Genomic DNA, 26,567 nt, shown 5'->3' on the forward strand with positions numbered 1-26,567 from the left:
AGGAGGGAGCTCTGCTCGCGAATGCTGATTGACAGACGCAACTGATGTGCCGGTTTGACGGACCTCATCGCCAGCAGAGCTGCCTCCCACAAGTCCGCGTCGGGCCAGAATGATCGGCACGGCCTTAAGGGATGGGCCAAAGGAGGACGCTTCAGATTCGCAAACACGCAGAAAATTTTAGCGTGGCTTGATCGGGGTCTTCAGCGACACCCGCGTCACCCACGGCGTGTACTGCCGGACCTCGATCGGCAAGGTACGCGCCAGCAGGCGCAAGGCGCGTTCGCTGTCGTCGGTGGGCAGCATCACGGTGACGCGCAGCGCGGCCAGCGAGTCCTTGTCGAACAGCATCAGGCCCGGTCGATACCGGCCCAGGCGCTCCAGCACTTCGGCCAGCGGCTGGTCGTTGGCGATCAACTGGTCTTCGTCCCAGGCCTTCTGCACGGCCTGGCTGTCGATATTTTTAACCTCCTGCGGACCATTGGCGTCGAAGCGCACCTGCTGCCCGGCCTTGAGGGTCAGGCTGCGCCCGGCGCTGTCGATCCGGGTCGTCGATTCGAGCATGGTCACTTGCGTGGCATCGCCCAGCCGTTCGACGGTAAAGCGCGTGCCCAAGGCGCGAATACTGCCTTGTGGGGTGCGCACATAGAACGGCCGCTGCGGGTCTTTGGCGACATCGACCAGGATTGCACCGTGCAGCAGATTCAACACGCGCTGTTGCGCATCAAATTGCACATCCACTGCCGAGCGCCCCTCCAGCACCAGCGCACTCGCGTCTGCAAGTGCCTCGTTGCGCCATTCACCGGTGGCCGTGTGCAGGTCGGCAAACAGGTAACCCTGTTGCTTGTACTGCAAGACCGGCACAGCAGCCGCCACCATCAACGCCGTCAGCGCCAGCAACTTCAAGGCCCGCGCGCCGGAACCTGGCCGGGCAGCCTGACGCAGCGCAGCACCGCCCGATTGCGCGGGTAACTGGCGCAGCGGCTCAAGGTGGCCTTGCAACCGGGCAATGGCGGCGACATGCCGTGGGTCGGCCGCCAGCCAGGCTTCGAACGCCTGGCGAGTGGCCGGGTCGCGTTGATGGTCCAGTTGCACCAGCCATTCAGCGGCCTGGCGCAGCAGTGAAGTGGGCAGTGAAGTATTCAGGGTCATGGGTTGGCCGCGCGGTCGCAGGCCAGCAACGCCTCGACCAGATCGACCTGCACGGTACGGATCGACACGCCGAGGCGCTGGGCGATCTGCTCCTGGCTCAGGCCGTCCAGATGACGCAGGATAAAGGTCTCGCGCACCCGCAGTTTCATGCGCGCCAGTGCCCGGTCGATGCGCTCCAGAATCTGCACGGCCTGGAGAATCTGCTCCGGCGACGGCGCTTGGTCCAGGTGCTCGATGCCGCGCTCCAGCTCTTCGCGATACGCCTCTTCCAGGCGTCGACGCCGGCCCTTGTCCATCAGCAACCGCCGCGCCACGGTGGCCAGATACGCTTGCGGCTCCCTTGGCGCAACGTAAGGTCCTGCCGCCAACAGACGCAAAAACGTGTCTTGCGCCACATCGGCGGCGCTGTGCGAACAGTGCATGCGCCGCCGCAACCAGCCCAGCAGCCAGCCGTGATAGCCACGGTACAACCCGTCAAGGGTCGCGGCATCGAGGGTTTCGGCTTGAACGGTAGGGTTGGGTTTCATGACGATCGGCGCAATTGAGAATCATTAGATATTACTGTGATAGCGCATTGGCTCGCAATCATGTGTGCCGTCGAGTTGACCCAAGGTCGTTGCGCGTTTTAAAACATCGACCCTTCATGCCCGACCTCACCGGAAGCCATCGCCCATGAACCGCAGCGCATTTTTCAAACTGCTGGCACAGAAACTCTATCCCGTGCTGCGGGCCGAAGGCTTCAAAGGCTCGGGGCAAACGTTGCGGCGCATCGATGGGCCGTTGATCCATGTGTTCAATGTTCAGGGCTCAAGAGGGGGCAATCAGTGCTACCTGAACCTGGGCGCGCACCTGGACTTTCTGCCGGCCGAAGGCGGGCTGGCGGTGCAGCCTCAAGCGCTGGAAGAAGCGCATTGCGTGTTTCGGGAGCGGATCGAGCCACCGGCCGGCCCGGCGTTCGGCTGGGCGTATGGGGATAACGCGGAACAGGCCGAAGAAACCGTCGAGTTCATCGTCAGTGAATGGCCGCGGGTTGGCCGGACGTTCTTTGCGCAGCATGCTTTCTACCCACAAAGCTACGAGGCGCTGCTGGCGCGTGAGGTCGATGCAGATACCATTCATGCCCGCAGCGCTTTGCATCTGGCACGGATTGCCGCGCATCTGGGCCAGCCTGAACGTGCACGGCAGTTGGCCGAGATCGGCCTGGCGCGTGCGCCCGAGCGGGCCACGGGATTGAAAGCAGAGCTGGCGCAGGTCCTGTAGGAGCGCGCTTGCCCCGCGACCGAGTGCGTAGCGCTCGCAAAATCTCGGAAACGCTGAAATTTTACGACTGCTAACGCAGCCGGTCGCGGGCAGAGCGCGCTCCTACGGGTCTGCGGTTCAGGTATACGCCTCGACAACCCACTTCACCTTCGCCAGTGCCGTGCGCAAGGTCACAAGATCAACCGAGCCCAGCGCCAGGCGCAGGGCATGCGGCACGTGGCTAGAGACCGCGAACGGCTCGGCGCTGGAGACGGCGACCTGCTCGCGGTTGAGCGCCGCGACGATCCGGTCGGCGCGTGCGTCTTCGATCAGCGGCAGCCAGAGAAAATACGAGGCCGGGTGGCTGAGGTAATGCAGGCCATGCAGCACCTCGGCGGCGATGCGTTGGCGTGCCTGTGCATCTTCGCGTTTTTGCTCCTCCAGGCGCATTACGGTGCCGTCTTCCAGCCACTGGCAGGCGATGGCGGTCAACACGCCCGGTGTGTTCCAGGTGGTGGCGCGGATGATCCTCTCCAGCGCCGGCACCTGGTCCAGCGGCGCGCTGATAAAGCCGACGCGCAAGCCGGTGGCCACGCTCTTGGATAACCCGCACACATGCACCGTGCGCTCCGGCGCCAGGCTGGCCAAGGGTGCGGGGCTGTCTTCGACGAGAAAAGCGTAGGCGGCGTCTTCGATGATCAGCAGATCATGGCGGCGGGCAATGTCGACCATACGCTGGCGCTGCTCGATGTCCATCACCCAGCCCAGCGGGTTGTGCAAGGTCGGCATGCTGTACACCGCCCTCACCCGCCGGTTGCGACACAGCGTGTCCAGCGCGTCCAGATCCGGGCCGTGTTCCAGCACCGGGATGGCGACGATTTCCAGGTGCAGCGCTTCGGCCAGCACCTTGAAGCCTGAATAGGTCAAGGCGTCCGCCGCGATCACATCGCCCGGTTGCAACAGCGCCATCAAGGTCACCGCCAGGCCTTGTTGCGCGCCGTTGACCAGCAGCACCTGTTCGGCCTGCACCGTCAGCCCGCGTGCCGCCAGATGCCGCGCCACACAGGCACGTTCATGCGGGCGGCCGGCGTGGGGCTGGTAACGCAGCAATGCTTCCAGATCACCCGTCGCCGCCAGTTGGCGCAGGCCCGCGCGCAGCAGTTCGGCCTGTTCGGGCAGGGCCGGGTAATTGAAATTCAGATCGGCCATGCCGACCGCCACGTTTTTCTGATCGATGCCCAGCCCCGGCGGCAACGAGGTGTCGCGCACGAATGTCCCACGGCCGGTTTCGCAACTGACCAGGCCCATGCTTTGCAACTCGCTATACACCCTGGAGGCGGTCACCAGCGCCAGCCCTTCGCGGGCCGCCAACTGGCGATGGGTCGGCAAGCGAGTACCGGGCGGCAAGTCACCTGCGCGAATGTCAGCCGCCAGGGTATCGACCAGTGATTTGTAGCGAGCGCGGGGCATGGGCAAATGTATCCATGACAATTTTTTGATTGTGCTGATAGTGACTCCTAGCATGAGGTTCTCGCAACCCGTCATGAGCCCGCCCCGATGCAACGTACCTCTTCCTTGCAACACACGCCCTCAATGGCCGGCTGGCTCAATGGCCTGATCGGCGTAGTCATTTTCAGCGGCTCGCTGCCGGCCACGCGCCTGGCCGTGACGCAGTTCGACCCGCTGTTTCTGACCTTCGCCCGGGCCAGCATCGCCGGCGTCCTGGCGCTGTGCCTGTTGCTGCTGTTGCGCCAGCCACGCCCGGCCCGCGCGCAATTGATGTCGCTGGTGATTGTCGCGGCCGGCGTGGTGTTGGGCTTTCCGCTGTTGACGGCATTGGCACTGAAGCATGTGACTTCGGCGCACAGCATCGTGTTTGTCGGCCTGTTGCCACTGGCCACGGCGATTTTCGGCGTACTGCGTTGCGGCGAGCGCCCGCGCCTGGCGTTCTGGCTGTGCTCGGCGCTGGGCAGCCTGATGGTGGTCGGGTTTGCCTTTAGCCAGGGCGTAACCGCCAATCCGCTTGGCGATGTGCTGATGCTGCTGGCGATTCTCGCCTGCGGGCTGGGCTATGCCGAAGGCGCACGCCTGTCCAGAACCCTCGGTGGCTGGCAGGTGATCTGTTGGGCCCTGTTGCTGGCATTGCCGTTGATGCTGGTCCTCAGCCTGTGGACGGCGCCGGTTTCGTTCGCGGCTATCACCCTGCCGGCCTGGGTCAGCCTGGGGTATGTGTCGGTGTTCAGCATGCTGGTCGGCTTTGTGTTCTGGTACCGCGGGCTGGCGCAAGGGGGCGTGGCAGCGGTGGGTCAGTTGCAGCTTTTGCAGCCGTTCTTTGGCCTGGCGCTGGCGGCCACATTGCTGGGTGAACAGGTCAGTGCCGGCATGCTGGGCGTAACCCTTGCGGTGATTGGTTGCGTGGCGGGAGCGAAGCGTTTTGCAAGGTAAGACTTGCTCGTCACGCCTGCGTAAAAACCCTTTCGTTTGTAAGAATATTGTCAATTTTATGTAAGGCAAAACATACAATCCACTTCTAAATGATATTCATTTGCGTTAATGTCCCGATCCGTTTGAATTCTTCCCCCATGAATCCAACTGATCGACAAGGACTGTTCTGCAATGAAATGCCCTCCGTTTTCCCGTTGCCTGCTCACGGTAGCGCTGCTGTCAGCCACTGCCGTCCAGGCCGAGGAAATCCTCGAAGCCGACACTGCTGCCACCAGCGCCACCGAACTGGATGCCTCGTTTGTCACCGCCAGCGGTGGCGGCACCGACCTGCGCGATGCGCCGGCCAGTGTCAGTGTGATCACCCGCGAAGAGATCGAGCGCCAGCCGGTCTACGACCTCAATACCCTGCTGCGGCGCATTCCGGGCGTGACCGGCGGCTTTGGCCCGGTCGGTGAACAATCGAAGATCAAGCTGCGCGGCCTGGACGACAAGTACACGTTGATTCTGGTCGACGGCAAACGCATCGGCAGCTCGGCCGACACCAATTACCGCCGCGATCTGGGCCGTCAGGACCTGAACTGGATTTCGCCGAACATGATCGAGCGCATCGAAATCGTTCGCGGACCGATGTCGTCGCTGTATGGCTCGGACGCCATGGGCGGCGTGATCAATATCATCACCCGCAAGGTGGCACGCGAATGGAGCGGCTCGCTCAACGTCAACACCACGATCCCCGAGGACTCCGATCGCGGCCAGACGAATCAGACCAGTCTCAACCTGTCCGGCCCGCTGACCGAGTCGGTCGGCCTGCGCCTGGGCGCCAACCTGACCCGCCGCGCCAGCGACGAGGCCGAGCCGCGCCTGGATGCATTCGGTGACTACAAATACAACGATGGCGCCGGCGGCTCGAAGGATCACAGCGTCAATGCGTTGCTGGACTGGAAGATCAACGACAACCACAGCCTGTCGTTCGAGGCGACCCAGGGCGTGGAGCGTTCATGGTCATCGAAGAAGACCTTCGGCGATTGGGGCGACACGGTGGGCGAAGGCTTTGGCGCCGGGCGCCTGACCCGCGACAGCTTTGTGCTCTCGCACCACGGCGACTGGGGGTTTGGTACTTCGCGGGTGGATGCGTACCTGAACAAGTTCAAGAACGACATCAGCGTCGGCAAGGCCAGCTCCGAAGAGAAGATCGTCGAAGGCAGCCTCAACGTGCCCTTCGAGCTGTTGTTCAATCAGCGCCTGACGGTGGGCGGGCAATGGAAGCGTGAACAACTGACCAACACCGATACCCTGGGCACGGTGCCGGTGGATTATCAGGGCGTGGCCGTGGCCGGCTCGGATCTGGAAGGCGATTACTCGGCAGCGTTTATCGAAGATGAAATCTTCCTGCTCGACAACCTGTCGCTGACCCTGGGCAACCGCTTCGATCACAGCGAGGAATACGGCAACCACAACAGCCCGCGCGCCTATGTGGTGTATCACCCGCACCCGGACTGGACCGTACGCGGTGGCGTTTCACGGGGTTTCCGCGCGCCCAGCCTGAAAGAAGGCAGCGCGGGTGCGGCGACCAACTCCGGCGGCCGCGGCTGCACTTCACTGCGGCCCCTGGGCTACGTGACGGGCGCGTGCTGGATGGCCGGCAACCCCAACCTGCGCCCGGAAATCAGCACCAACAAGGAAATCGGCGTGGCCTTCGATCATGAGGGCTGGGAAGCGGGGCTGACCTACTTCCACACCGACTTCACCGACAAGATCGAATATGCGCCGCTGGGCTACTACGAGGGTCGCTGGTGGACCATGCTCGAAAACGCCGACAAGGCGCGCACCCGTGGCTGGGAGGGCAGCTTGCGCGTGCCCGTGGCCAGCAACGTCAACTGGCGCACCAACGCCACCTACATGCTCGAAAGCCGCAACCTGTCGACCGGCCGCGACCTGATCAGCTCGCCCAAACTGTCGCTGTACAGCGCCATCGACTGGCAGGTCACCGAGCGGTTCGGCACTGAACTGTCGGCGCAACATGTCGGCAAACAGCGCGGGGTGGGCACCGACTTCGTCAAGTCCTACACCACCTACGACCTGACGGCCAATTGGGCGGCGAACAAATGGCTGACCCTGAATGTCGGCGTGCAGAACCTGCTCGACGAAGACCCGCGCGACGACTCGACGGCCTTCTATGTGCCGGGCCGCGCGTTCTTTGCCGGCGCCACGACGTATTTTTGATTAACCCATTGCCTCAATGCATGACCCGGGTCACCAGGTAGTTGACCAGCTCCGGGTCATCGTCCAGCTCGATGGCGCGCGCCGGGCGGGGCAGGTCTTGCATGACCTTGTTCCAGAACGCATCGGCGACGTCGTCCTGCGGGTAGTAGCGCACCAGCCAGTTCTCATGACCGCCCATCAGCACCTGGCCCATCAAGGCGCGGCCGATGCCTTTGCGCCGGTAGCGCTTGAGAATAAAGATATCGGCCAGCTCCAGGGCGTCGATGCCCGGCACTTCACTGCGCTCGATCAACACAAAACCTGCGATTTCGCCGTTGACCCGCAACAGGTTGGCGCTCCAGTCCGGGTCTTGCCAGTAACGCACCAGGTGATCTTCATGGACATAGAAGCGGCCATCTTCTTCGACATCCTGAAACTCCCAGTCCGACGACTCGTAAGCATAGAACTGATAGAGGTTGGCGATCACCTCGATATCGTCGGGTTCGGTCGGGATCAACTCGATGGTGAGTTCGGTCATGGGCGAGCCTTCGGGTGCTGCACGGCAGCTATATATAGAAGAGAAACGAAAAACCTTGGCATGCACATCTCGGTAACAGGGAAACCAGGGGCGCTATTGTTTACAAAACGCGGCGAATGGCAAATCCCCTGAACTTGCACGCCTCGCCACGCCTCATAACTGACAAGCCTATCGTGGTGGTAATCCCATGGATCTTGTCGTTGCACGTCCTGAAGGTTTGTATTGTCCGCCCGGAGATTTTTATATCGATCCGTGGCGACCGGTGGCGCGTGCCGTGATCACCCACGGGCACGGTGACCATGCGCGCACCGGCAGCGGCCATTATCTGGCGGCGGCCAGTGGCGAAGGCATTCTGCGCTGGCGGCTGGGGCAGGACATCAACCTGCAAACCCTGGCCTACGGCGAAGCCGTGACGCATAACGGCGTGACCATCAGCCTGCACCCGGCCGGGCACGTGCTGGGCTCGGCGCAAGTACGCCTGGAATATGAGGGCGAGGTCTGGGTCGCGTCCGGCGATTACAAGGTCGAGCCCGACGGCACCTGCGAGGCATTCGAGCCGGTGCGCTGCCACACCTTTATTACCGAGTCGACCTTCGGCCTGCCGATTTATCGCTGGACACCGCAGGCGCAGATTTTCGCCGGCATCAACGACTGGTGGCGCAGCAATGCCGCGCAAGGCAAGGCCAGCGTGTTGTTCGCGTATGCCTTCGGCAAGGCGCAGCGGATTCTGCATGGCATTGACGCCGGCATCGGCCCGATTCTGGCGCATGGCTCGGTCGAGCCGCTGAACCGGGTATACCGCGATGGCGGCATCCGCATTCCCGAAACCCAGTACGCCGGCGACTTCAAGAAGACCGACCCCGCGCTGCGCCAGGCGTTGATCATCGCCCCGCCCTCGGCCGGTGGCAGTACCTGGATGAAACGCTTTGGCGAGTACAGCGATGCCTTTGCCAGTGGCTGGATGATGCTGCGCGGCACCCGCAGGCGCCGCGGCGTGGATCGCGGTTTTGTGCTGTCCGATCACGCCGACTGGCCGGGCCTGTTGTGGGCCATCGAACAGACCGGCGCCGAGCGGGTGATGGTCACCCACGGTTCGGTGGCGATTCTGGTGCGCTACCTGCGCGAACTCGGCCTGGATGCCCAAGGCTTTGAAACCGAATACGGCGACGAAGAAGACAGCACCACGGCGCCTGAAGCCGAGCAACCCACGCCTGAGCAAACCGCATGAAAGCCTTTGCCGAACTCTATGCCCGGCTGGACGCCACCACCTCCAGCAACGCCAAGCTGGCGGCGATGCACGACTATTTTTACCAGGCGGCGCCAGACGATGCAGCGTGGGCAGTGTTTTTCCTGGCCGGTGGCCGGCCACGGCAACTGGTGCCCAGCCGAGTACTGCGTGAGCAGGCCACCGAGTTGAGCGGCCTGCCGGCCTGGCTGTTCGAAGAAAGCTACCAGGCGGTCGGCGATCTGGCAGAAACCCTGTCGCTCTTGCTCCCGCATGCCGAACACAACAGCGATGAAGGTCTGGCGGTATGGCTGCAAGACAAGTTGCTGCCGCTGCGCGGTCTCGCGCCCGAGGTGCTGGCCGAACGCTTGCCGGCACTGTGGGCGCAACTGGATCGCAGCAGCCTGATGGTGTGCATCAAGCTGATCACCGGCAGCTTTCGTGTCGGCGTGTCCAAACTGCTGGTCACCCGCGCCCTGGCGGCCATGGCCGGGCTGGACAGCAAGCGCGTCGCCCAGCGACTGGTGGGTTACACCGATCTTTCGCACCGCCCGACGGCGGCGTCTTATCTGAAACTGATCGCGCCTGAATCGGACGACGAACATGCCCAGCGCGGTGGCCAGCCTTACCCGTTTTTTCTCGCCCATGCCCTGCAACAGCCGGTGGAGCAGTTCGAGGCGCTGATTGGCCCGGCACAAGACTGGCAAGTGGAGTGGAAGTGGGACGGCATTCGTGCCCAGGTGGTCAAGCGCGAGGGCCGCTTGTGGGTCTGGTCGCGGGGTGAAGAACTGGTCACCGAGCGCTTTCCGGAATTGCACAGCCTGGCCCAGTGCCTGCCCGACGGTACGGTGATCGACGGCGAGATCGTGGTGTGGAAGGCCCCGGATATCGAACCTTCAAGCGAAGCCGACTCTGCCCTGAATGACTTTGCCCTGAGTACTGAAAGCACGGCGCCATGGGTTCAGCCGTTTGCCCTGTTGCAGCAACGCATCGGGCGCAAGACGCTGGGCAAGAAGATCCTGGGCGATGCACCCGTCGTGATGCTCGCCTACGACCTGCTGGAATGGCAGGGCCATGACTGGCGCAGCCGTGCGCAACACGAGCGCCGCACTCAATTGGAACAAGTTATCGAGGCCAGTCACAGCCCGGTGCTGCTGCCCTCCCCCGTGATCACCGGTGCAGACTGGCAAGACCTCGCCCGCCAGCGTGAAGCGGCGCGCAGCCTGGGCGTGGAAGGCATGATGCTCAAGGCCCGCGAATCGTTGTATGGCGTCGGCCGCACCAAGGACATGGGCGTGTGGTGGAAATGGAAACTCGACCCGTTCAGTGTCGATGCCGTGTTGATCTATGCCCAGCGCGGCCACGGCCGGCGCGCCAGTTTGTACAGCGACTACACCTTTGCGGTGTGGGACGGCCCGCCCGGCGCCCGTGAGCGCACGCTGGTGCCGTTCGCCAAGGCCTATTCCGGGCTGACCGATGAAGAGATGCGCAAGGTTGACGCCATCATTCGCAAGACCACCGTTGAGAAGTTCGGCCCGGTGCGCAGCGTCACCCCGACCCTGGTATTCGAACTGGGCTTTGAAGGCATTGCCCTGTCGAAGCGGCACAAGAGCGGCATTGCCGTGCGCTTTCCGAGAATGCTGCGCTGGCGGCATGACAAGCCGGTGGATGAAGCGGACAGCCTGGCGACCTTGCAGGACTTGCTAGGCTAGCGCCCCAAAACAATGCAAGAAACAGGCACTGCATCATTTTGAATCACACCAGCGCCGCAGGAGCGGCTTTAGCTGCGAGCCTGCGTGGTCATTCGCAGCGATTCGCGGTCAAAGCCGCCGCTACGGTTGTGTGTGCCTCGAAGATGGCAAACAGACATAATTGCGACACGGGCTTATATTTCAAACGCACGTTTTGTTCGTTGGTTCAGAAATTGCTATCCGTTAGCTGTCTGGCATCCGCCGGTAGCAGTCTTCCAGGCTGCTGCGCCTTATTCTGGTTTTAGGAACTGAGCATGAAAAAAGCATGGTTGACCCTGTCTGCGCTGGCTCTGTGTGTCGCTGCTGGTAGCGCGATGGCCAAGGAATACAAGGAACTGCGTTTTGGCGTCGATCCATCTTATGCACCGTTCGAGTCCAAGGCTGCCGACGGCAGCCTGCAAGGCTTCGATATCGATCTGGGCAATGCGATCTGCAAGGAACTGAAAGTCACCTGCAAATGGGTCGAAAGCGATTTCGACGGCATGATTCCAGGCCTTAAGGCACGCAAGTTCGACGGCGTGATTTCGTCGATGACCGTGACCCCGGCCCGCGAAAAAGTCATCGATTTCTCCGATGAACTGTTCTCCGGCCCGACCTCGCTGGTGTTCAAAAAGGGTGCAGGCCTGAGCACCGATCTGGCCACCCTCAAGGGCAAGACCGTCGGTTACGAGCAAGGCACCATTCAGGAAGCCTACGCCAAGGCCGTGCTGGACAAGGCCGGCGTGGTGACCAAGGCCTACCAGAACCAGGACCAGGTTTACTCCGACCTGACCTCGGGCCGTCTGGACGCTTCGATCCAGGACATGCTGCAAGCCGAGCTGGGCTTTCTGAAGTCGCCAAAGGGCGCCGACTACGAAGTCAGCGAGCCGGTCGACAGCGAACTGCTGCCTGCCAAGACCGCCATCGGTATCGCCAAAGGTAACACTGAGCTCAAGGAACTCCTGAACAAAGGTATCAAAGCGTTACACGCTGATGGCACCTACGCCGAAATCCAGAAAAAACACTTCGGCGACCTGAACCTGTACAGCGGTAAATAAATAGCCCCCGATAAAGGGAGCCCGCCCATCGATTTCGGCTATGATCCGCCGCCGTTTTCGATGGGCGTTTTTGTTGCTGACCGCTGAAGGTTTTATCCATGTTCGAGACATTACTGACCACTCTGGGACTCTCGGCTTTCAGCCTCAGGGGCTTTGGCCCGCTGTTGCTTGAAGGCACCTGGATGACCATCAAGCTTTCAGTGCTGTCGCTGCTGCTGAGCATCGTGCTCGGGCTGATCGGCGCCAGCGCCAAACTGTCGGGCAGCGCCTTGCTGCGCGTGCCGGCACAGATCTACACCACCCTGATCCGCGGTGTGCCGGACCTGGTGCTGATGCTGTTGATTTTCTACAGCCTGCAGACCTGGCTGAGCCTGTTCACCGATGCCATGGGCTGGGATTACATCGAGATCGACCCGTTCAGCGCCGGTGTGATTACCCTGGGCTTTATCTATGGGGCGTATTTCACCGAGACCTTTCGTGGCGCGATCCTGTCGGTGCCGCGCGGTCAGGTCGAGGCGGCGGTTGCCTATGGCCTCAAGCGCAGCCAGCGGTTTCGTTATGTGGTGTTCCCGCAGATGATGCGCTTTGCCCTGCCGGGCATCGGCAATAACTGGCAGGTGCTGCTCAAGGCCACCGCGCTGGTGTCGATCATCGGTCTGGCCGATCTGGTCAAGGCTTCGCAGGACGCCGGCAAGAGCACCTATCAACTGTTCTACTTCCTGGTGGTGGCCGCTTTCATCTACCTGATGATCACCAGCGCCTCCAATATCGCCCTGCGTTGGGCGGAACGGCATTACGCCGCTGGCAGCCGGGAGGCCAAGCGATGATCGAGTTGCTGCAGGAATACTGGCGCCCCTTCCTCTATAGCGACGGCGTGCACATCACCGGTCTGGCCATGACGATGTGGCTGCTCAGCGCCTCGATCGCCATCGGCTTCTGTGTCTCGATTCCGTTGTCTATCGCACGGGTCTCGGACAGTCGCTGGTTGCGCTGGCCGGTGCAGTTCTACACCTATGTGTTTCGCGGCACGCCGCTGTATATCCAGTTGCTGATTTGCTACACCGGCATCTACAGCATCGCCGCGGTGCGCGAACAACCGCTGCTCGATGCGTTCTTTCGCGATGCGATGAACTGCACGCTGCTGGCCTTTACGCTCAACACCTGTGCCTACACCACAGAGATTTTTGCAGGCGCGATTCGCAGCATGGCGCACGGTGAAATCGAGGCGGCCAAGGCCTATGGCCTGAGCGGCTGGAAGCTGTATGCCCATGTGATCATGCCGTCGGTGCTGCGCCGTTCGCTGCCGTACTACAGCAACGAAGTGATCCTGATGCTGCATTCCACCACCGTGGCCTTTACCGCCACCGTGCCGGACATTCTCAAGGTGGCGCGGGACGCCAACTCGGCGACCTTCATGACCTTTCAGTCGTTCGGCATCGCTGCCTTGCTGTACCTGAGTGTCACTTTCATTCTGGTCGGGCTGTTTCGCCTGGCCGAACGGCGCTGGCTGGCCTTTCTCGGCCCGGCTCACTAGGAAGGTCCACCATGCGGCATTTGACTCATGACCTGCTGTCGCCGGTGCCGGGCACGGCGCGGCAGATTCACAGCTTTCATTACGGCCCGGACAACGGCGCCTGCAAGGTCTATATCCAGGCCTCTCTGCATGCCGACGAACTGCCGGGCATGCTGGTGGCGTGGTACCTCAAGCAGCGCCTGGACGAGCTGGAACGTGCGGGCAAGCTCAAGGGCGAGATCGTGGTGGTACCGGTGGCCAATCCGGCCGGCCTTGAACAAGTGCTGATGGACACGCCGCTGGGCCGCTACGAACTCGAAAGCGGACAGAACTTCAACCGCCACTTCGTCGACCTCGCTGAACAGGTCGGCGATGCCGTCCAAGACCTGCTGACCGACGATGTGCAAGACAATGCCCGGCTGATTCGCACGTACCTGCGCCAAGCGTTGCTTGAACAGAGTGCCGCCACGCAATTGCAGTCCCAGCGCCTGACCTTGCAGCGCCTGGCCTGCGACGCCGACATGGTGCTCGACCTGCACTGCGATTTCGAATCGGTCGAGCACTTGTACACCACGCCCGAAGCCTGGCCGCAGGTCGAGAATCTGGCGCGCTACCTGGGCTCGCACGCCAATATGCTCGCCACCGACTCGGGCGGTCAGTCGTTCGACGAATGCTTCACGCTGGTCTGGTGGCAGTTGCAGCAACGCTTTGGCGCGCGCGTGCCGATGGGCAGCTTCTCGGTGACCCTGGAGCTGCGCGGCCAGGCCGATGTCAGCCATGCCGTGGCCAGCCGCGACTGTCAGGCGATCATTCTGTACCTGATCAATTTTGGCGCCATCGACGGCGAACACACCGAGCCGCCCGAACTACTTTACCCCGCCACGCCGCTGGCAGCCGTGGAACCGGTGGCGACGCCGGTGGGCGGACTGCTGGTGTTCTGCGCAATGCCCGGCGAATACGTCGAGGCCGGCCAGTTGCTTGCCGACATCATCGACCCGATCAGCGATACCGTGACCCAGGTCCGCGCCCCGCAAGCCGGCTTGCTGTATGCCCGCTCCCTGCGGCGCATGGCGACGGCCGGCATGGTCATCGCCCACGTCGCCGGCACCCAGGTCTGTCGCGATGGCTACCTGCTTTCTCCTTGAGGACTTTATGTACAAACTGACCATCGATGGCCTGCACAAAAGCTACGGCGACAACCACGTGCTCAAGGGCGTTTCGCTCAAGGCAAAAAGCGGTGATGTGATCTGCCTGATCGGCGCCAGCGGCTCGGGCAAAAGCACGTTTTTGCGTTGCATCAACTTTCTTGAACAACCCAACGACGGCGCCATGAGCCTGGACGACAAGCAGATCCGCATGGTCCAGGACAAGGACGGCATGCGCGTCGCCGACCCGCAAGAGCTGCAACGCCTGCGCACCCGGCTGGCCATGGTGTTCCAGCACTTCAACCTGTGGGCGCACATGACGGTGCTGGAAAACATCACCATGGCCCCGCGCCGGGTGCTGGGCGTGCCCAAGGCTGAAGCCGAGGCACGGGCGCGCAAGTACCTGGAAAAGGTCGGCCTGCCCGAACGCGTCGCCGAGCAGTACCCGGCGTTTCTGTCCGGCGGCCAGCAGCAACGGGTGGCCATTGCCCGCGCCCTGGCGATGGAGCCGGACATCATGCTGTTCGATGAACCGACCTCGGCGCTTGACCCTGAACTGGTCGGCGAAGTGCTCAAGGTGATCCAGGGCCTGGCCGAGGAAGGCCGCACGATGATTCTGGTCACCCACGAGATGGGCTTTGCGCGCAAGGTCGCCACCCAGGTGGTGTTCCTGCACAAGGGCCTGATCGAGGAAGCGGGGCACCCGGATGAAGTGCTGAATAATCCGCAAAGCGAGCGCTTGCAGCAGTTTTTGAGCGGCAATCTGAAATAAGGCTTCCCACAAGAAAAACAATGGCCTTGTGCTGCGGTCCGTATCTTGAGCCCCTTCAGGAACGTGCCGTCGCGCATGAGCAAACATCCCGACATCGCCCGAGCGTGGTTTGACTCGCTGGGCTGGACGCCCTTCCCGTTCCAGAAACAGGTATGGGCGGCGGTCAAACGCGGTGAGTCGGGGCTGCTGCATGCCAGCACCGGGTCCGGCAAGACCTATGCAGTGTGGCTGGCGGCACTGAATAAATTTGTCCGCGTACCTGACAAACCACCCAAAGGCAAAGACAAGAGCGCGCCGCTGACGGTGATCTGGATCACGCCGATGCGCGCCCTGGCCGCCGACACGCAACGCTCGCTGCAAGCGCCTCTGGTCGAAATGGAAATCGCCTGGTCGGTGGGTTTGCGCACCGGCGACACCTCCAGCAGCGAGCGAGCACGCCAGGGCCGGCGCCTGCCTTCGGCGCTGGTCACCACACCTGAAAGCCTGACCCTGCTGCTGGCCCGTGCCGACGCGCAAAGCGCGCTGGGCAACCTGCAAATGGTCGTGGTGGATGAATGGCATGAGCTGCTCGGCAACAAGCGCGGCGTGCAATTGCAACTGGCGCTGGCACGCCTGCGGCGCTGGAATCCGCAACTGATCGTGTGGGGTATTTCCGCCACACTGGGCAATCAGGAACATGCCCGGCAGGTGCTGCTCGGTGGCGATGACAGTGACGGTAGCGGCGGCGTCACGGTGCAGGGCAAGGTGATCAAGGACTTGCAGGTCGACACGCTGTTACCGGCAACGATAGAGCGCTTTCCGTGGGCCGGGCACATGGGCCTGAGCATGCTCAAGCAAGTAGTCGCCGAGGTCGACAGCAGCAACAGTTGCCTGTTGTTCACCAACACCCGCGCGCAATCGGAGCTGTGGTATCAGGCCATTCTTGGCGCCCGCCCCGACTGGGCCGGGCTGATTGCCCTGCACCACGGCTCGCTGTCGCGCGAGGTGCGCGACTGGGTCGAACGGGCGCTAAAGGACGGCCAGCTCAAGGCCGTGGTGTGTACTTCAAGCCTGGACCTGGGCGTGGATTTTCTGCCGGTCGAGCGGGTGTTGCAGATTGGCTCGCCCAAGGGCGTGGCGCGGCTGATGCAACGCGCCGGGCGTTCAGGCCATGCGCCGGGACGGGCCTCGCGGGTCACGCTGGTGCCGACGCACAGCCTGGAACTGGTCGAAGCGGCCGCCGCGCAGGTGGCGGTGGCCGCGCGCATGATCGAGGCGCGGCACTCACCGCATCAGCCGCTGGATGTGCTGGTCCAGCATCTGGTCAGCATGGCGCTGGGCGGCGGTTTCAAGCCCGACGAACTGTTCGATGAGGTGCGCGGTGCCTGGGCCTATCGCAATCTCGACGAGGCGCACTGGCAATGGGCGCTGGCCTTTGTGCGTAGCGGCGGCCACTCGCTGACCGCCTACCCCGATTATCGCCGCGTCGAACCGGACGAGCACGGCATCTGGCGGGTGCCGGATGCACGCCTGGCGCGCCGGCACCGCATGAGCATCGGCACCATCGTCAGTGACGCCAGCATCACCGTGAAGTACTGGAAAAAAGGCGGCGGCTCGCTGGGCACGGTCGAAGAAGGCTTTATCGCCAGGCTCAGGCCCGGCGACCATTTTCTGTTTGGCGGTCGCCTGCTGGAGCTGGTGCGGGTCGAGGACATGACCGCCTATGTCAAGCGCGCCACCGGCAAGAAAGCGGCCGTGCCGCGCTGGAATGGCGGGCGCATGCCGCTGTCCAGCGAACTGGCCGAGGCGGTGGTGGACCAATTCGACGCCGCCGCCCATGGCGTGTTCGCCAGCCCCGCCATGCAGGCGGTCAAACCGCTGCTGGCGCTCCAAGAGCAGTGGTCGGCGTTGCCGCAACGTGACCGGCTACTGGCAGAAACCTTGAAGTCGCGCGAAGGCTGGCACCTGTTTCTTTACCCTTTCGCCGGGCGCCATGTGCACCTGGGGCTGGCCAGCCTGCTGGCCTGGCGGCTGAGCCGGCGCCAGCCGCTGACCTTTTCGATGGCGGTCAACGATTACGGCCTGGAACTGCTCAGCAGCAGCGAGCTGGACTGGCACGCGCTGCTGCATGAAGGCGGGCTGTTCGACGAGGCGCATCTGGCCGAGGACATCATGGCCAGCCTGAATGCCAGTGAACTGGCCCAAAGGCGCTTTCGCGAGATCGCCAGAATCGGCGGGCTGGTGTTTGCAGGCTATCCGGGCGCCGGCAAAAGCATTCGCCAGTTACAGGCCTCGAGCGGTCTGTTCTTTGAGGTGTTCAAGCAGTACGACCCCGACAACCGCCTGCTGGGCCAGGCCCACGATGAAGTGCTGAGTCTGGAGCTGGATTATCAGCGCCTGCAGGACACCTTGCAGCGCCTGGGCCGCTTGCCGCTGGACCTGCATGCTCTCAAGCGCGCCACGCCACTGGCATTTCCGCTACTGGTCGAGCGCCTGCGCGAAAGCCTCAGCAGCGAGAAACTCGCCGACCGTATTGCGCGCATGGTGCGCGATCTGGAAAAAGCCGCCGGTCCGCAGGTGGACGCATGAGCCCTGAACTTGAAGTGCAACTGGCTGGCGAGACCTTGTGGCTGCTGGCTGACAAGGCGCTGTATTACCCCTCGGCGAAAACATTGCTGATGGGCGATGTGCATTTTGGCAAGGCGGCTGCCTATCGCCGCCTGGGCCAACCGGTGCCGCATGGCACCACGCGCGGCAACCTTGAACGCATCGATCGGTTGCTCGCACGCTACCCGAGCGAACGGCTGATAGTTCTCGGCGACTTTCTACACGCGCCGCAATCCCACGCCCCGACAACCCTGGCAGCACTGGCCGAATGGCGGGCGCAGAATGCCGGACTGTCGATCACTCTGATCCGCGGCAACCATGACGATCGCGCTGGTGACCCGCCGGATTATCTGAGCATCGATGTGGTGGATGCGCCCTTGTTGCTGGGCCCGTTTGCCTTGCAGCATGAGCCTGACCCGCACCCGACTCACCATGTGCTGGCCGGCCATGTGCATCCGGTGTTTACCCTGCACGGGCGCGGTCGGCAAAGCCTGCGCTTGCCGTGCTTTGTACTGGGTGAAAAGGTCAGCCTGGTACCGGCATTCGGAGAATTCACCGGGGGCTACAGCGTGCGGCCGCAGCCGGACCAGCGCCTGTATGTCAGTGGCGATGGCGCGGTCTGGGCGTTACGCGGATAAAGCGCGGGCAAGCGTCAGACAACAGGCGCAGGCGGCGGCTTGTCAGGCAGGGTCGGCTCACCGGGTTCGATGGGCTGCGGCGTATCAGGCGTGGGTTGGCCTGGAATGCCGCCACCCACCATATTCAAGTGCTGGTCAGCCATCAGCGACCAGGCCAGCAGCCCGATCTCGTTGAGGGGCACAACTCGCTGTCCAGCATGTTTCGAATCGATTTTCATGGGGCACTCCTGAACGTTGGTTCCCTCACCGCTGGCGGGGAAGAACAGTCACCCAGTAGAGTGCCGATCCGGGCATAAATTCAATCACCCGTTCATGAAATCTGTGTTAAGGACGCCCTTAAGCGCGTGGCAGGGTCACGCCACGTTGCCCCTGGTACTTGCCGCCACGGTCCTTGTAAGACACTTCGCACTCTTCATCGGACTCAAGGAAAAGCATCTGTGCGACGCCCTCGTTGGCGTAGATCTTGGCCGGCAACGTGGTGGTATTGGAGAACTCCAGGGTCACATGGCCTTCCCATTCCGGCTCCAGCGGCGTGACGTTGACGATGATGCCGCAGCGCGCGTAGGTGCTCTTGCCCAGGCAGATAGTCAGTACGTTGCGCGGAATGCGGAAGTACTCGACGGTGCGGGCCAGGGCGAAGGAGTTTGGCGGGATGATGCAGACATCGCTTTTAACGTCGACGAAGCTGTTGGCATCGAAGTTTTTCGGATCGACGGTCGCCGAGTTGATGTTGGTGAAGATCTTGAATTCGTCGGCGCAACGCACATCGTAACCGTAGCTGGAGACGCCAAAGGAGATCAGGCGTTCAGCGCCTTCGCCACGCATCTGGCGCTCGACGAAAGGTTCGATCATGCCGTGCTCTTGCGCCATGCGGCGAATCCACTTGTCCGATTTGATGCTCATGGCGGTGTCCTGAAATAACGAGGTGAAAAATATGCGGGCATCTTACCGGGCCGAGGCGCCTCCTACAAAGGCCACGCGGCGCTGTCCGACGGGCAAAGGTGGCTAATGCAAATAATCCTCACCTGCCCATTGGCACTTTCCGGAAAAACGGTTAAGGTGGCGCCACTGTGTTGCTTGTGTCACTGAGAATCTCTACAAGATGTTGAATCCGATCACCATCACCATGAATTTCCAGCTCTTTGCACTCAGTCTCGGTCGGGGTGTTTCCTGATCCGCAGTTAACTTTGTCCAAGGAGATGCATCATGTCCAATCGCCAAACTGGTACCGTCAAGTGGTTCAACGATGAAAAAGGCTTCGGCTTCATCACTCCACAATCTGGCGAAGATCTGTTCGTGCACTTCAAAGCCATCCAGATCGACGGCTTCAAAACCCTGAAAGAAGGCCAGCAAGTTACTTTCGTCGCTACCCGCGGCCAGAAAGGCATGCAGGCTGAAGAAGTGCAAGTAGCTTAATTTGCGCTGATTCGCTTCAAAAAACCCCGCTCTCGAGCGGGGTTTTTTATTGCCTGCGAAAAGGTCTTGCCAGCTAGCAAGGGCCGACCACTATGGCCGGCCCTGAGACCTTTCAATCATCACTGACCGAAATGGTCGGCAGCGCCGGGCTGGCCGCCTCTTGCAGCACAATGCGCGCACCGACCTGACGGGCCAGCTCCTGGTAGACCATGGCGATCTGGCTTTGCGGCTCGGCGATGACCGTAGGCTTACCGCCGTCGGCCTGTTCGCGAATCAGGATCGATAGCGGCAGCGAGGCCAGCAGTTCGACGTCGTACTGGCTGGCGAGCTTCTCGCCGCCACCTTCGCCGAACAAATGCTCGGCATGGCCGCAATTGGAGCAGATGTGCACGGCCATGTTTTCGACCACGCCCAGCACCGGGATATTGACCTTGCGGAACATCTCTACGCCTTTCCTGGCGTCCAGCAACGCCAGGTCCTGTGGCGTGGTAACGATCACGGAACCGGCCACCGGGACTTTCTGCGCCAGGGTCAGCTGGATGTCGCCGGTGCCCGGTGGCATGTCGATGATCAGGTAGTCGAGGTCGTTCCAGGCGGTCTGGGTCACCAGTTGCAGCAAGGCGCCGGACACCATCGGCCCACGCCAGACCATCGGCGTGTTGTCATCGGTCAGAAAGGCCATCGACATGACTTCGACACCATGCGCCTCGATGGGCACAAACCACTTCTGATCCTTGACCTTGGGCCGGGTACCTTCGGCAATGCCGAACATGATGCCCTGGCTTGGACCATAGATATCGGCGTCGAGAATACCGACCCTCGCCCCTTCACGGGCCAGCGCCAGCGCCAGGTTGGCGGCGGTGGTCGACTTGCCGACGCCACCCTTGCCCGAGGCTACCGCGACAATGTTCTTTACATTGGCCAGGCCCGGAATCTGGCTTTGCGCCTTGTGCGCCTGAATCCGGCTGTCGATGCGCACATTGGCAGAGGTCACGCCATCCAGACCTTCGATGGCGGTCTGCAGCACCTGCGCCCAGCCCTTGCTGAACAAGCCTGCGGCATAGCCCAGCTCGATCTGCACGCTGACGTTGCCCGCATCGATATCGATGGCCTGCACGCAACCGGCGCTGACCGGGTCCTGATTAAGATAAGGGTCGGTGTACTGGCGAAGAATTGTCTCCACCGCTGCGCGGGTCACTGCGCTCATGGACTGGCTCCGATATAGAAACTTGAGTAAAACAGGCGGCTATCCTACCCGTTATGGCAGGCGGCGCCATGCTTTCACTGCAAATCCGGGCCGTTTCCTACGTGCGCACGGGGTGAAAAAAAATCCCCACACCTTTATAGTGGCCGGTCTTCGTTTGACTTCAAGTAGCCGAGCCCCATGTCCGAGCCACGCAAGATTCTCGTTACCAGCGCCCTGCCCTATGCCAATGGTTCCATCCACCTTGGCCACATGCTCGAGTACATCCAGACCGACATGTGGGTGCGCTACCAGAAGCACCGCGGCAACCAGTGCACCTATGTCTGCGCGGACGACGCCCACGGCTCGGCCATCATGCTGCGCGCCGAAAAGGAAGGCATTACTCCCGAGCAACTGATCGACAACGTCAAGGCCGAGCACAGCGCCGACTTTGCCGACTTTCTGGTCGACTTCGACAATTTTCACTCGACGCACTGCGATGAAAACCGCGAGCTGTCGAGCCTGATCTACACCCGCCTGCGCGATGCAGGTCATATCGCCACCCGTTCGGTCACCCAGTATTTCGACCCGGACAAGAAAATGTTCCTCGCCGACCGCTTCATCAAGGGCACCTGCCCGAAATGCAGCGCCGAGGACCAGTACGGCGACAACTGCGAAAAATGCGGTGCCACTTACGCACCGACCGAGCTGAAGGACCCGAAATCGGCGATCTCCGGCGCCACGCCGGTGCTCAAGGATTCCAAGCACTTCTTCTTCGACCTGCCCGCCTTCCAGGACATGCTCCAGCAGTGGACCCGTAGCGGCACGCTGCAGGAAGCGGTGGCCAACAAGCTGGCCGAATGGCTCGACAGCGGCTTGCAGCAGTGGGACATCTCACGTGACGCGCCGTATTTCGGCTTCGAGATCCCGGACGAGCCCGGCAAATATTTCTATGTGTGGCTGGATGCGCCGATCGGCTACATGGCCAGCTTCAAGAACCTGTGCGCCCGCCGCCCGGAACTGGACTTCGATGCGTACTGGAACAAGGATTCCAGCACCGAGCTGTACCACTTCATCGGCAAGGACATCGTCAACTTCCACGCCCTGTTCTGGCCCGCGATGCTGGAAGGCGCAGGCCTGCGCAAGCCGACTGCCATCAACGTACACGGCTACCTGACCGTCAACGGCCAGAAGATGTCCAAGTCGCGCGGCACCTTCATCAAGGCGCGCACCTACCTGGATCATCTGTCGCCGGAATACCTGCGCTACTACTACGCCTCCAAGCTGGGCCGTGGCGTCGACGATCTGGACCTGAACCTTGATGACTTCGTGCAGAAGGTCAACTCCGACCTGATCGGCAAACTGGTGAACATTGCCAGCCGTTGCGCCGGCTTCATTCACAAGGGCAATGCCGGCGTTCTGGTCGAGAGCAACGCCGCACCGGAACTGACCGAAGCGTTCCAGGCCGCTGCACCGAGCATCGCCGAGGCCTACGAGGCCCGCGACTTCTCCCGTGCAATGCGCGAAATCATGGCCCTGGCCGACCGCGCCAATGCCTTTATTGCCGACAAGGCGCCGTGGTCACTGGCCAAGCAGGAAGGCAAGCAGGATGAGGTTCAGGCCATCTGCGCACTGGGCATCAACCTGTTCCGCCAACTGGTGATTTTCCTCAAGCCGGTGCTGCCGAACCTGGCCAGCGACGCCGAGCAGTTCCTCAATGTGGCGCCGCTGACCTGGAACGATCACCTGACCCTGCTGGGCAACCATCAGCTCAATCCGTTCTCGGCGCTGATGACCCGTATCGACCCGGCCAAGATCGAGGCCATGGTTGCAGCGTCCAGGGAAGACCTGGCCGCCAGCAATGCAGAGCAAGCGCCCAAAGGCAATGGCGAACTGGCCAAGGACCCGCTGTCTCCGGAAATCGAGTTTGATGCCTTCGCCGCTGTCGACCTGCGCGTGGCGCTGATCGTCAAGGCCGAACCTGTTGAAGGTGCCGACAAGCTGTTGCGCCTGACCCTGGATATCGGCGACGAACAACGCAACGTGTTCTCCGGCATCAAGAGCGCTTACCCGGACCCGAGCCTGCTCGAAGGCCGCCTGACCATGATGATCGCCAACCTGAAAGCGCGCAAAATGCGCTTCGGCATCTCGGAAGGCATGGTCATGGCAGCCGGCCCTGGCGGTGAAGAAATCTACCTGCTTAGCCCGGACAGCGGTGCCAAGCCCGGTCAACGCATCAAGTAATACCTGATCGGGGGGCCCGATAACCGCTTTCGCCAGCGGTTATCGGGCCTTTGCCTGTGCGCCGCCCCGCCAGGTTGTCCCGTTAGCATGGGTGGATACCAGCATGAACCTGATTCAACGCATCGACGCCCTGCTGCCTCAGACCCAATGCGGCAAATGCGGCCACCCCGGCTGCATGCCCTACGCCGAAGGCATCGCCAAGGGTGAGGCAATCAATAAATGCCCGCCTGGCGGCGAAGAAACCCTGGCAGGCCTGGCGCGACTGCTCAATACCCAGGCTTTGCCACTGGATACAACCCGCGGCGCGGCGCCTGCGCAAGTGGCGTTTATCCGCGAGGCCGAGTGCATCGGCTGCACCAAGTGCATTCAGGCCTGCCCTGTCGATGCAATCGTTGGCGCAGCCAAATGGATGCACACCGTTCTGGTCGACGAATGCACGGGCTGTGACCTGTGTGTCGCACCCTGCCCGGTGGACTGCATCGACATGTTGCCACTTCCGCTGCACGGCGCAGCGCAGCCGGGCAAGGTCGTGCAAATGGTCGGCGACCTGGCCCTGGATGCCGGCCAGCTTCAGGCCCGTACCCACAAGCGCAACCTCGCCCGGTTGCGTTACCAGCGGCGCGAAGCCCGACTGCAGCGCGAGCGCGAACAACGCTTGACTCGCACCCCGCGCACGCAGGCGCCAGAGCCGGTACAGGTTGAGACAAGCACAGAAGACCAGGCGCTGAAACAGGCCAGGATTACCTTGAATATGCTTCAGGCGCAGTTGAATAAATCGCTCAAGGCTTTTGGTCATCCGCCTATTCGCGAACAGGCCATGCGCCTGGCCCAGCTCAAGGGCCAGGTCGATGCGGCGGAACAGGCGCTGCAAGGGCTGGAGCCTGCGAGCCCGCCCCAGCCCGGCCCTCAGACTGCCGCGCAGCCAAAAACCGCTACAGCGCAGCTCAAGCGCGCCAAAATCCAGTTAGCCATGGCCCGCGCCAGCCTCAGCAAGGCACAAACGGCTGGCGCCGCTGCCGAGCAACTGCACGCCTTGCATACCCAGGTGCATGACGCCGAACAGGCGCTGCGTGCCGCCGAACAACCCAGTTAGCCACAAGGGCCCATTCGAAGGCCTCATCAGGACCCAACCGACCATGAATGCCGCCAAACGCCAGGAGATCTTTCGCAGGCTCCACGAGGACAATCCGGACCCGAAAACCGAACTGGCCTATACCACGCCTTTCGAGTTACTGGTTGCCGTGACCCTGTCTGCCCAGGCCACCGATGTCAGCGTCAACAAGGCCACCGCCAGGCTGTTTCCGGTGGCCAATACGCCCGAGGCGATTTACGCGCTGGGTGTTGACGGGCTGTCTGCCTACATCAAGACCATTGGCTTGTATAACAGCAAGGCGCGCAATGTCATCGAAGCCTGCCGCCTGCTCATCGAGCGGCACAACAGTGAAGTGCCGCAAACGCGAGAAGCCCTGGAAGCGCTTCCGGGCGTAGGCCGCAAGACCGCCAACGTGGTGCTCAATACCGCATTCCGGCAGATCGCCATGGCCGTGGACACCCACATCTTCCGCGTCAGCAATCGCACCGGCATTGCGCCTGGCAAGAATGTGGTCGAGGTGGAAAAGCAGTTGATGAAGTTTGTGCCGAAAAATTACCTGCTCGATGCCCATCACTGGCTGATCCTGCATGGTCGCTACGTATGCCAGGCACGCAAGCCTCGCTGCGGCAGTTGCCGTATCGAAGACCTGTGCGACTACAAGGAAAAGACTTCCGACGATTGAGTAATAGATTCATCCAGGCCCCGATGATTGAAAAAATCTTTTTTACCCGCCTGGGGATTGGCGATATAAGGGGCGCCAATGACAGCCTAAGCCTGGAGTCAAATTGCATGAGTACCGGCAAAGAGCAATTGGACGTGGAAGATGATTTCGTGGTCGATGCGGACGACAGCGAAACCCCTTCCGTCGAGCCCGCCAAGACCAATCTGAGCAAACGCCGCACCATTGATAACATGCTTGAAGAACGGCGCCTGCAAAAGGAGCTGGCCGACTACGATTTCGACATCTAGGACCTTGCCCGCAATCCCCCTCAGACCAGCCCGTTGCGCTGTGCCAGCTCGATCAGGTCGACCAGCGAATGTGCATTGAGCTTGAGCAGCAGACGGGTCTTGTAGGTGCTGACCGTCTTGTTGCTCAGGAACATGCTGTCGGCTATTTCCTTGTTGGTCTTGCCCCGGGCCAGCTGCTGCAGAACCATCATTTCCCGTCCTGACAAGCGATCGACCATATCCGCTTCACTGGCGTTGCCCATGCTCGAACGCACCGTATGCAAAGCCTGATTGGGAAAGTAGCTGTACCCGGAAAGCACGGCCTTGATCGCGCTCAGCAACTCGGTGAGATCCTGCTGCTTGCACACATACCCTGCAGCGCCCGCCTGCATGCAACGCATGGAGAAATGCCCAGGCGCCTGGGAAGTGAGAATCAGCACCTTGAAAGGCAGGGCCATGGCCGAAAGGCGGGCAATGACCTCAAGGCCGTCGAGTTTGGGAATGCCGATATCGAGAATCACGATATCCGGCAAGTGCTCACGGGCCAGTTGCAGTGCATCGACGCCGTTGTCGGTCTCCGCAATCACCTCATAACCATGGCGCTCCATCAGCATGCGTACGGCAAGGCGAATGACAGGATGATCATCCACGATCAGCACTTTATTCATGGGCAGTCCAATTTTTGCTATTCGAATTTTCAGAGTCAGCACAATAGCCTAGTCGTTTAGTGCTTTGCATGACGCGCCCCCCTTGAGACCGACAGCCAAAGACCATTCCCACACTTAGCGCAGAACTTTCCTACAAATCTCGCCACAACTGACGAGTCGTCAATGTTCGTCACAAGTTATCCCTTCAAAATCCGGTGGAGTGATTGTTTTCCGGAACGCCGTGATAGAGCCGTTTGTTCCAGGCTTGACAAGCCTTATTGTGCGTCCCTGCACTAAGAGCCCGAACTCACGCAGGTGCTTCATGAACAGACAATCTTCATGACACTCATGCAGATCTTTGTCGGGCAGGAGGCCGATGAACAAAATATCATCCAGCAAAGTGCCATTACTGTGGAGCCAACCCTCTGCGGCCCACCTTCCGGGCACACTGGCGTCGCAGCTTACGCCAAGGTTGCCATGCTTCTTACTCCGACACGCGAAGCACGTGCCGAACGGCATTCAACAATCCTGCAGATGCCCGCAGCGTCGTTAACGCAAGGCCAAATGCCAGCTTGCCGTTTAAAACTACACGTAACCTGACACCGATTTCGTACATATATCTATTTTGGGAGTCAGACCACAAAATATTCAGAAATACCTTACAAGACTTTGTCCGATCTGGCTGACGCCGTGCCCGGTGTCACGTCACTCGGGGACAGGTCTTACACCCATGCAGGGCTCAGTCGCCAAGAAGCTAATACCATCTCCGACGCAGAATCCAGACCCGAAATGCGAA

25 protein-coding genes are annotated in these 26,567 nt (G+C 61.5%); 17 read left to right on the forward strand and 8 right to left on the reverse strand.

Annotated features, from left to right (window positions below):
* Positions 1-177 precede the first annotated feature (177 nt).
* Complete coding sequence (locus ACYAS9_RS00150; protein ID WP_463566319.1) at positions 178-1,149, reverse strand: FecR family protein; 972 nt, start codon at positions 1,147-1,149, stop codon at positions 178-180.
* Positions 1,146-1,676 (reverse strand): sigma-70 family RNA polymerase sigma factor, encoded by a 531-nt coding sequence (locus ACYAS9_RS00155; RefSeq protein ID WP_463566320.1) that lies wholly within the window; start codon positions 1,674-1,676, stop codon positions 1,146-1,148. The genes ACYAS9_RS00150 and ACYAS9_RS00155 overlap by 4 nt, the downstream gene beginning before the upstream one ends.
* 145 nt (positions 1,677-1,821) lie before the next feature.
* Here ACYAS9_RS00155 and ACYAS9_RS00160 point away from each other — a divergent pair, with 145 nt between their 5' ends.
* On the forward strand, positions 1,822-2,409 hold the full coding sequence (locus ACYAS9_RS00160; RefSeq protein WP_463566321.1) for a DUF4304 domain-containing protein: 588 nt from the start codon (positions 1,822-1,824) through the stop codon (positions 2,407-2,409).
* Positions 2,410-2,526: 117 nt separating this feature from the next.
* On the opposite strand, the gene ACYAS9_RS00165 is transcribed toward ACYAS9_RS00160, so the two are convergent.
* Positions 2,527-3,858 carry an aminotransferase-like domain-containing protein gene (locus ACYAS9_RS00165; protein ID WP_463566322.1) on the reverse strand — a complete coding sequence of 444 codons (1,332 nt, stop codon included), beginning with the start codon at positions 3,856-3,858 and terminating at the stop codon, positions 2,527-2,529.
* 87 nt (positions 3,859-3,945) lie between these two features.
* On the opposite strand from ACYAS9_RS00165, the gene ACYAS9_RS00170 reads away from it, so the two are divergent.
* Together ACYAS9_RS00170 and ACYAS9_RS00175 are read left to right on the forward strand one after the other, a co-directional pair.
* Positions 3,946-4,833: a DMT family transporter gene (locus ACYAS9_RS00170; protein ID WP_463566323.1), complete on the forward strand. Its 888-nt coding sequence runs from the start codon at positions 3,946-3,948 to the stop codon at positions 4,831-4,833.
* 171 nt (positions 4,834-5,004) lie between these two features.
* Entirely contained in the window at positions 5,005-7,056 is a 2,052-nt protein-coding gene (locus ACYAS9_RS00175) for a TonB-dependent receptor domain-containing protein (RefSeq protein ID WP_463566324.1), read from the forward strand.
* A 13-nt stretch (positions 7,057-7,069) separates the two neighbouring features.
* On the opposite strand, the gene ACYAS9_RS00180 is transcribed toward ACYAS9_RS00175, so the two are convergent.
* On the reverse strand, positions 7,070-7,573 hold the full coding sequence (locus ACYAS9_RS00180) for a GNAT family N-acetyltransferase (RefSeq protein ID WP_463566325.1): 504 nt from the start codon (positions 7,571-7,573) through the stop codon (positions 7,070-7,072).
* Between the two features lie 187 nt (positions 7,574-7,760).
* Here ACYAS9_RS00180 and ACYAS9_RS00185 point away from each other — a divergent pair, with 187 nt between their 5' ends.
* From ACYAS9_RS00185 to pdeM, 9 genes are all read left to right on the forward strand, one after another.
* A complete protein-coding gene (locus ACYAS9_RS00185; protein WP_463566326.1) occupies positions 7,761-8,801 on the forward strand; it encodes a ligase-associated DNA damage response exonuclease in 1,041 nt (346 codons plus the stop codon).
* The gene (locus ACYAS9_RS00190) at positions 8,798-10,510 is read left to right on the forward strand and encodes an ATP-dependent DNA ligase (protein WP_463566327.1); all 1,713 of its coding nucleotides are present in this window, start codon (positions 8,798-8,800) and stop codon (positions 10,508-10,510) included. Before ACYAS9_RS00185 ends, ACYAS9_RS00190 begins: the two co-directional genes overlap by 4 nt.
* Positions 10,511-10,803: 293 nt before the next feature.
* Positions 10,804-11,586, forward strand: a complete 783-nt coding sequence (locus ACYAS9_RS00195) for a transporter substrate-binding domain-containing protein (protein WP_463566328.1) — start codon at positions 10,804-10,806, stop codon at positions 11,584-11,586.
* A 98-nt stretch (positions 11,587-11,684) separates the two neighbouring features.
* Positions 11,685-12,413 (forward strand): ABC transporter permease, encoded by a 729-nt coding sequence (locus ACYAS9_RS00200; protein ID WP_463566329.1) that lies wholly within the window; start codon positions 11,685-11,687, stop codon positions 12,411-12,413.
* Positions 12,410-13,120, forward strand: coding sequence for an ABC transporter permease (locus ACYAS9_RS00205; protein WP_463566330.1), 711 nt, complete (start codon positions 12,410-12,412; stop codon positions 13,118-13,120). The genes ACYAS9_RS00200 and ACYAS9_RS00205 overlap by 4 nt, the downstream gene beginning before the upstream one ends.
* An 11-nt stretch (positions 13,121-13,131) precedes the next feature.
* On the forward strand, positions 13,132-14,244 hold the full coding sequence (locus tag ACYAS9_RS00210) for a succinylglutamate desuccinylase/aspartoacylase family protein (RefSeq protein WP_463566331.1): 1,113 nt from the start codon (positions 13,132-13,134) through the stop codon (positions 14,242-14,244).
* Between the two features lie 7 nt (positions 14,245-14,251).
* Positions 14,252-15,016 carry an ABC transporter ATP-binding protein gene (locus ACYAS9_RS00215; protein ID WP_463566332.1) on the forward strand — a complete coding sequence of 255 codons (765 nt, stop codon included), beginning with the start codon at positions 14,252-14,254 and terminating at the stop codon, positions 15,014-15,016.
* Between the two features lie 75 nt (positions 15,017-15,091).
* Entirely contained in the window at positions 15,092-17,584 is a 2,493-nt protein-coding gene (locus ACYAS9_RS00220) for a ligase-associated DNA damage response DEXH box helicase (protein WP_463566333.1), read from the forward strand.
* Positions 17,581-18,240 (forward strand): ligase-associated DNA damage response endonuclease PdeM, encoded by a 660-nt coding sequence (pdeM, locus tag ACYAS9_RS00225; RefSeq protein ID WP_463566334.1) that lies wholly within the window; start codon positions 17,581-17,583, stop codon positions 18,238-18,240. Before ACYAS9_RS00220 ends, pdeM begins: the two co-directional genes overlap by 4 nt.
* 14 nt (positions 18,241-18,254) lie before the next feature.
* Here pdeM and ACYAS9_RS00230 read toward each other — a convergent pair whose 3' ends face one another.
* Positions 18,255-18,458 (reverse strand): hypothetical protein, encoded by a 204-nt coding sequence (locus tag ACYAS9_RS00230; RefSeq protein WP_463566335.1) that lies wholly within the window; start codon positions 18,456-18,458, stop codon positions 18,255-18,257.
* A 118-nt stretch (positions 18,459-18,576) separates the two neighbouring features.
* Positions 18,577-19,143, reverse strand: coding sequence for a dCTP deaminase (dcd, locus tag ACYAS9_RS00235; RefSeq protein ID WP_463566336.1), 567 nt, complete (start codon positions 19,141-19,143; stop codon positions 18,577-18,579).
* A 303-nt stretch (positions 19,144-19,446) separates the two neighbouring features.
* On the opposite strand from dcd, the gene ACYAS9_RS00240 reads away from it, so the two are divergent.
* Positions 19,447-19,656, forward strand: coding sequence for a cold-shock protein (locus tag ACYAS9_RS00240; RefSeq protein ID WP_463566337.1), 210 nt, complete (start codon positions 19,447-19,449; stop codon positions 19,654-19,656).
* 112 nt (positions 19,657-19,768) lie between these two features.
* On the opposite strand, the gene apbC is transcribed toward ACYAS9_RS00240, so the two are convergent.
* On the reverse strand, positions 19,769-20,863 hold the full coding sequence (gene apbC / locus ACYAS9_RS00245) for an iron-sulfur cluster carrier protein ApbC (protein ID WP_463566338.1): 1,095 nt from the start codon (positions 20,861-20,863) through the stop codon (positions 19,769-19,771).
* A 177-nt stretch (positions 20,864-21,040) separates the two neighbouring features.
* Between apbC and metG the strand changes: the two genes are divergently transcribed.
* The 4 genes from metG to ACYAS9_RS00265 all read left to right on the forward strand — a co-directional run bounded on the left by metG (position 21,041) and on the right by ACYAS9_RS00265 (position 25,145).
* Positions 21,041-23,083, forward strand: coding sequence for a methionine--tRNA ligase (gene metG, locus ACYAS9_RS00250; protein ID WP_463566339.1), 2,043 nt, complete (start codon positions 21,041-21,043; stop codon positions 23,081-23,083).
* A gap of 103 nt (positions 23,084-23,186) precedes the next feature.
* Entirely contained in the window at positions 23,187-24,176 is a 990-nt protein-coding gene (gene rsxB, locus ACYAS9_RS00255; protein ID WP_463566340.1) for an electron transport complex subunit RsxB, read from the forward strand.
* A gap of 43 nt (positions 24,177-24,219) precedes the next feature.
* Positions 24,220-24,858: an endonuclease III gene (gene nth, locus ACYAS9_RS00260; protein WP_463566341.1), complete on the forward strand. Its 639-nt coding sequence runs from the start codon at positions 24,220-24,222 to the stop codon at positions 24,856-24,858.
* Positions 24,859-24,965: 107 nt separating this feature from the next.
* Entirely contained in the window at positions 24,966-25,145 is a 180-nt protein-coding gene (locus tag ACYAS9_RS00265) for a PA3496 family putative envelope integrity protein (RefSeq protein ID WP_459749453.1), read from the forward strand.
* 20 nt (positions 25,146-25,165) lie between these two features.
* On the opposite strand, the gene ACYAS9_RS00270 is transcribed toward ACYAS9_RS00265, so the two are convergent.
* The gene (locus ACYAS9_RS00270; RefSeq protein ID WP_295470960.1) at positions 25,166-25,792 is read right to left on the reverse strand and encodes a response regulator transcription factor; all 627 of its coding nucleotides are present in this window, start codon (positions 25,790-25,792) and stop codon (positions 25,166-25,168) included.
* Positions 25,793-26,567 lie beyond the last annotated feature (775 nt).

It is taken from the genome of Pseudomonas sp. HP_08, assembly GCF_055284095.1.

What these genes read in the sequence shown, in the direction of transcription:
- ACYAS9_RS00165 (WP_463566322.1), bottom strand. Translation starts at nt 3,858, where the DNA reads ATGCCCCGCGCTCGCTACAAATCACTGGTCGATACCCTGGCGGCTGAC.
- ACYAS9_RS00180 (WP_463566325.1), bottom strand. Translation starts at nt 7,573, where the DNA reads ATGACCGAACTCACCATCGAGTTGATCCCGACCGAACCCGACGATATC.
- ACYAS9_RS00185 (WP_463566326.1), top strand. Translation starts at nt 7,761, where the DNA reads ATGGATCTTGTCGTTGCACGTCCTGAAGGTTTGTATTGTCCGCCCGGA.
- dcd (WP_463566336.1), bottom strand. Translation starts at nt 19,143, where the DNA reads ATGAGCATCAAATCGGACAAGTGGATTCGCCGCATGGCGCAAGAGCAC.
- ACYAS9_RS00175 (WP_463566324.1), top strand. Translation starts at nt 5,005, where the DNA reads ATGAAATGCCCTCCGTTTTCCCGTTGCCTGCTCACGGTAGCGCTGCTG.
- ACYAS9_RS00265 (WP_459749453.1), top strand. Translation starts at nt 24,966, where the DNA reads ATGAGTACCGGCAAAGAGCAATTGGACGTGGAAGATGATTTCGTGGTC.
- ACYAS9_RS00200 (WP_463566329.1), top strand. Translation starts at nt 11,685, where the DNA reads ATGTTCGAGACATTACTGACCACTCTGGGACTCTCGGCTTTCAGCCTC.
- ACYAS9_RS00150 (WP_463566319.1), bottom strand. Translation starts at nt 1,149, where the DNA reads ATGACCCTGAATACTTCACTGCCCACTTCACTGCTGCGCCAGGCCGCT.
- ACYAS9_RS00155 (WP_463566320.1), bottom strand. Translation starts at nt 1,676, where the DNA reads ATGAAACCCAACCCTACCGTTCAAGCCGAAACCCTCGATGCCGCGACC.
- ACYAS9_RS00220 (WP_463566333.1), top strand. Translation starts at nt 15,092, where the DNA reads ATGAGCAAACATCCCGACATCGCCCGAGCGTGGTTTGACTCGCTGGGC.
- ACYAS9_RS00270 (WP_295470960.1), bottom strand. Translation starts at nt 25,792, where the DNA reads ATGAATAAAGTGCTGATCGTGGATGATCATCCTGTCATTCGCCTTGCC.
- ACYAS9_RS00210 (WP_463566331.1), top strand. Translation starts at nt 13,132, where the DNA reads ATGCGGCATTTGACTCATGACCTGCTGTCGCCGGTGCCGGGCACGGCG.
- ACYAS9_RS00170 (WP_463566323.1), top strand. Translation starts at nt 3,946, where the DNA reads ATGCAACGTACCTCTTCCTTGCAACACACGCCCTCAATGGCCGGCTGG.
- ACYAS9_RS00205 (WP_463566330.1), top strand. Translation starts at nt 12,410, where the DNA reads ATGATCGAGTTGCTGCAGGAATACTGGCGCCCCTTCCTCTATAGCGAC.
- ACYAS9_RS00240 (WP_463566337.1), top strand. Translation starts at nt 19,447, where the DNA reads ATGTCCAATCGCCAAACTGGTACCGTCAAGTGGTTCAACGATGAAAAA.
- ACYAS9_RS00160 (WP_463566321.1), top strand. Translation starts at nt 1,822, where the DNA reads ATGAACCGCAGCGCATTTTTCAAACTGCTGGCACAGAAACTCTATCCC.
- nth (WP_463566341.1), top strand. Translation starts at nt 24,220, where the DNA reads ATGAATGCCGCCAAACGCCAGGAGATCTTTCGCAGGCTCCACGAGGAC.
- ACYAS9_RS00190 (WP_463566327.1), top strand. Translation starts at nt 8,798, where the DNA reads ATGAAAGCCTTTGCCGAACTCTATGCCCGGCTGGACGCCACCACCTCC.
- apbC (WP_463566338.1), bottom strand. Translation starts at nt 20,863, where the DNA reads ATGAGCGCAGTGACCCGCGCAGCGGTGGAGACAATTCTTCGCCAGTAC.
- ACYAS9_RS00215 (WP_463566332.1), top strand. Translation starts at nt 14,252, where the DNA reads ATGTACAAACTGACCATCGATGGCCTGCACAAAAGCTACGGCGACAAC.
- ACYAS9_RS00230 (WP_463566335.1), bottom strand. Translation starts at nt 18,458, where the DNA reads ATGAAAATCGATTCGAAACATGCTGGACAGCGAGTTGTGCCCCTCAAC.
- rsxB (WP_463566340.1), top strand. Translation starts at nt 23,187, where the DNA reads ATGAACCTGATTCAACGCATCGACGCCCTGCTGCCTCAGACCCAATGC.
- pdeM (WP_463566334.1), top strand. Translation starts at nt 17,581, where the DNA reads ATGAGCCCTGAACTTGAAGTGCAACTGGCTGGCGAGACCTTGTGGCTG.
- ACYAS9_RS00195 (WP_463566328.1), top strand. Translation starts at nt 10,804, where the DNA reads ATGAAAAAAGCATGGTTGACCCTGTCTGCGCTGGCTCTGTGTGTCGCT.
- metG (WP_463566339.1), top strand. Translation starts at nt 21,041, where the DNA reads ATGTCCGAGCCACGCAAGATTCTCGTTACCAGCGCCCTGCCCTATGCC.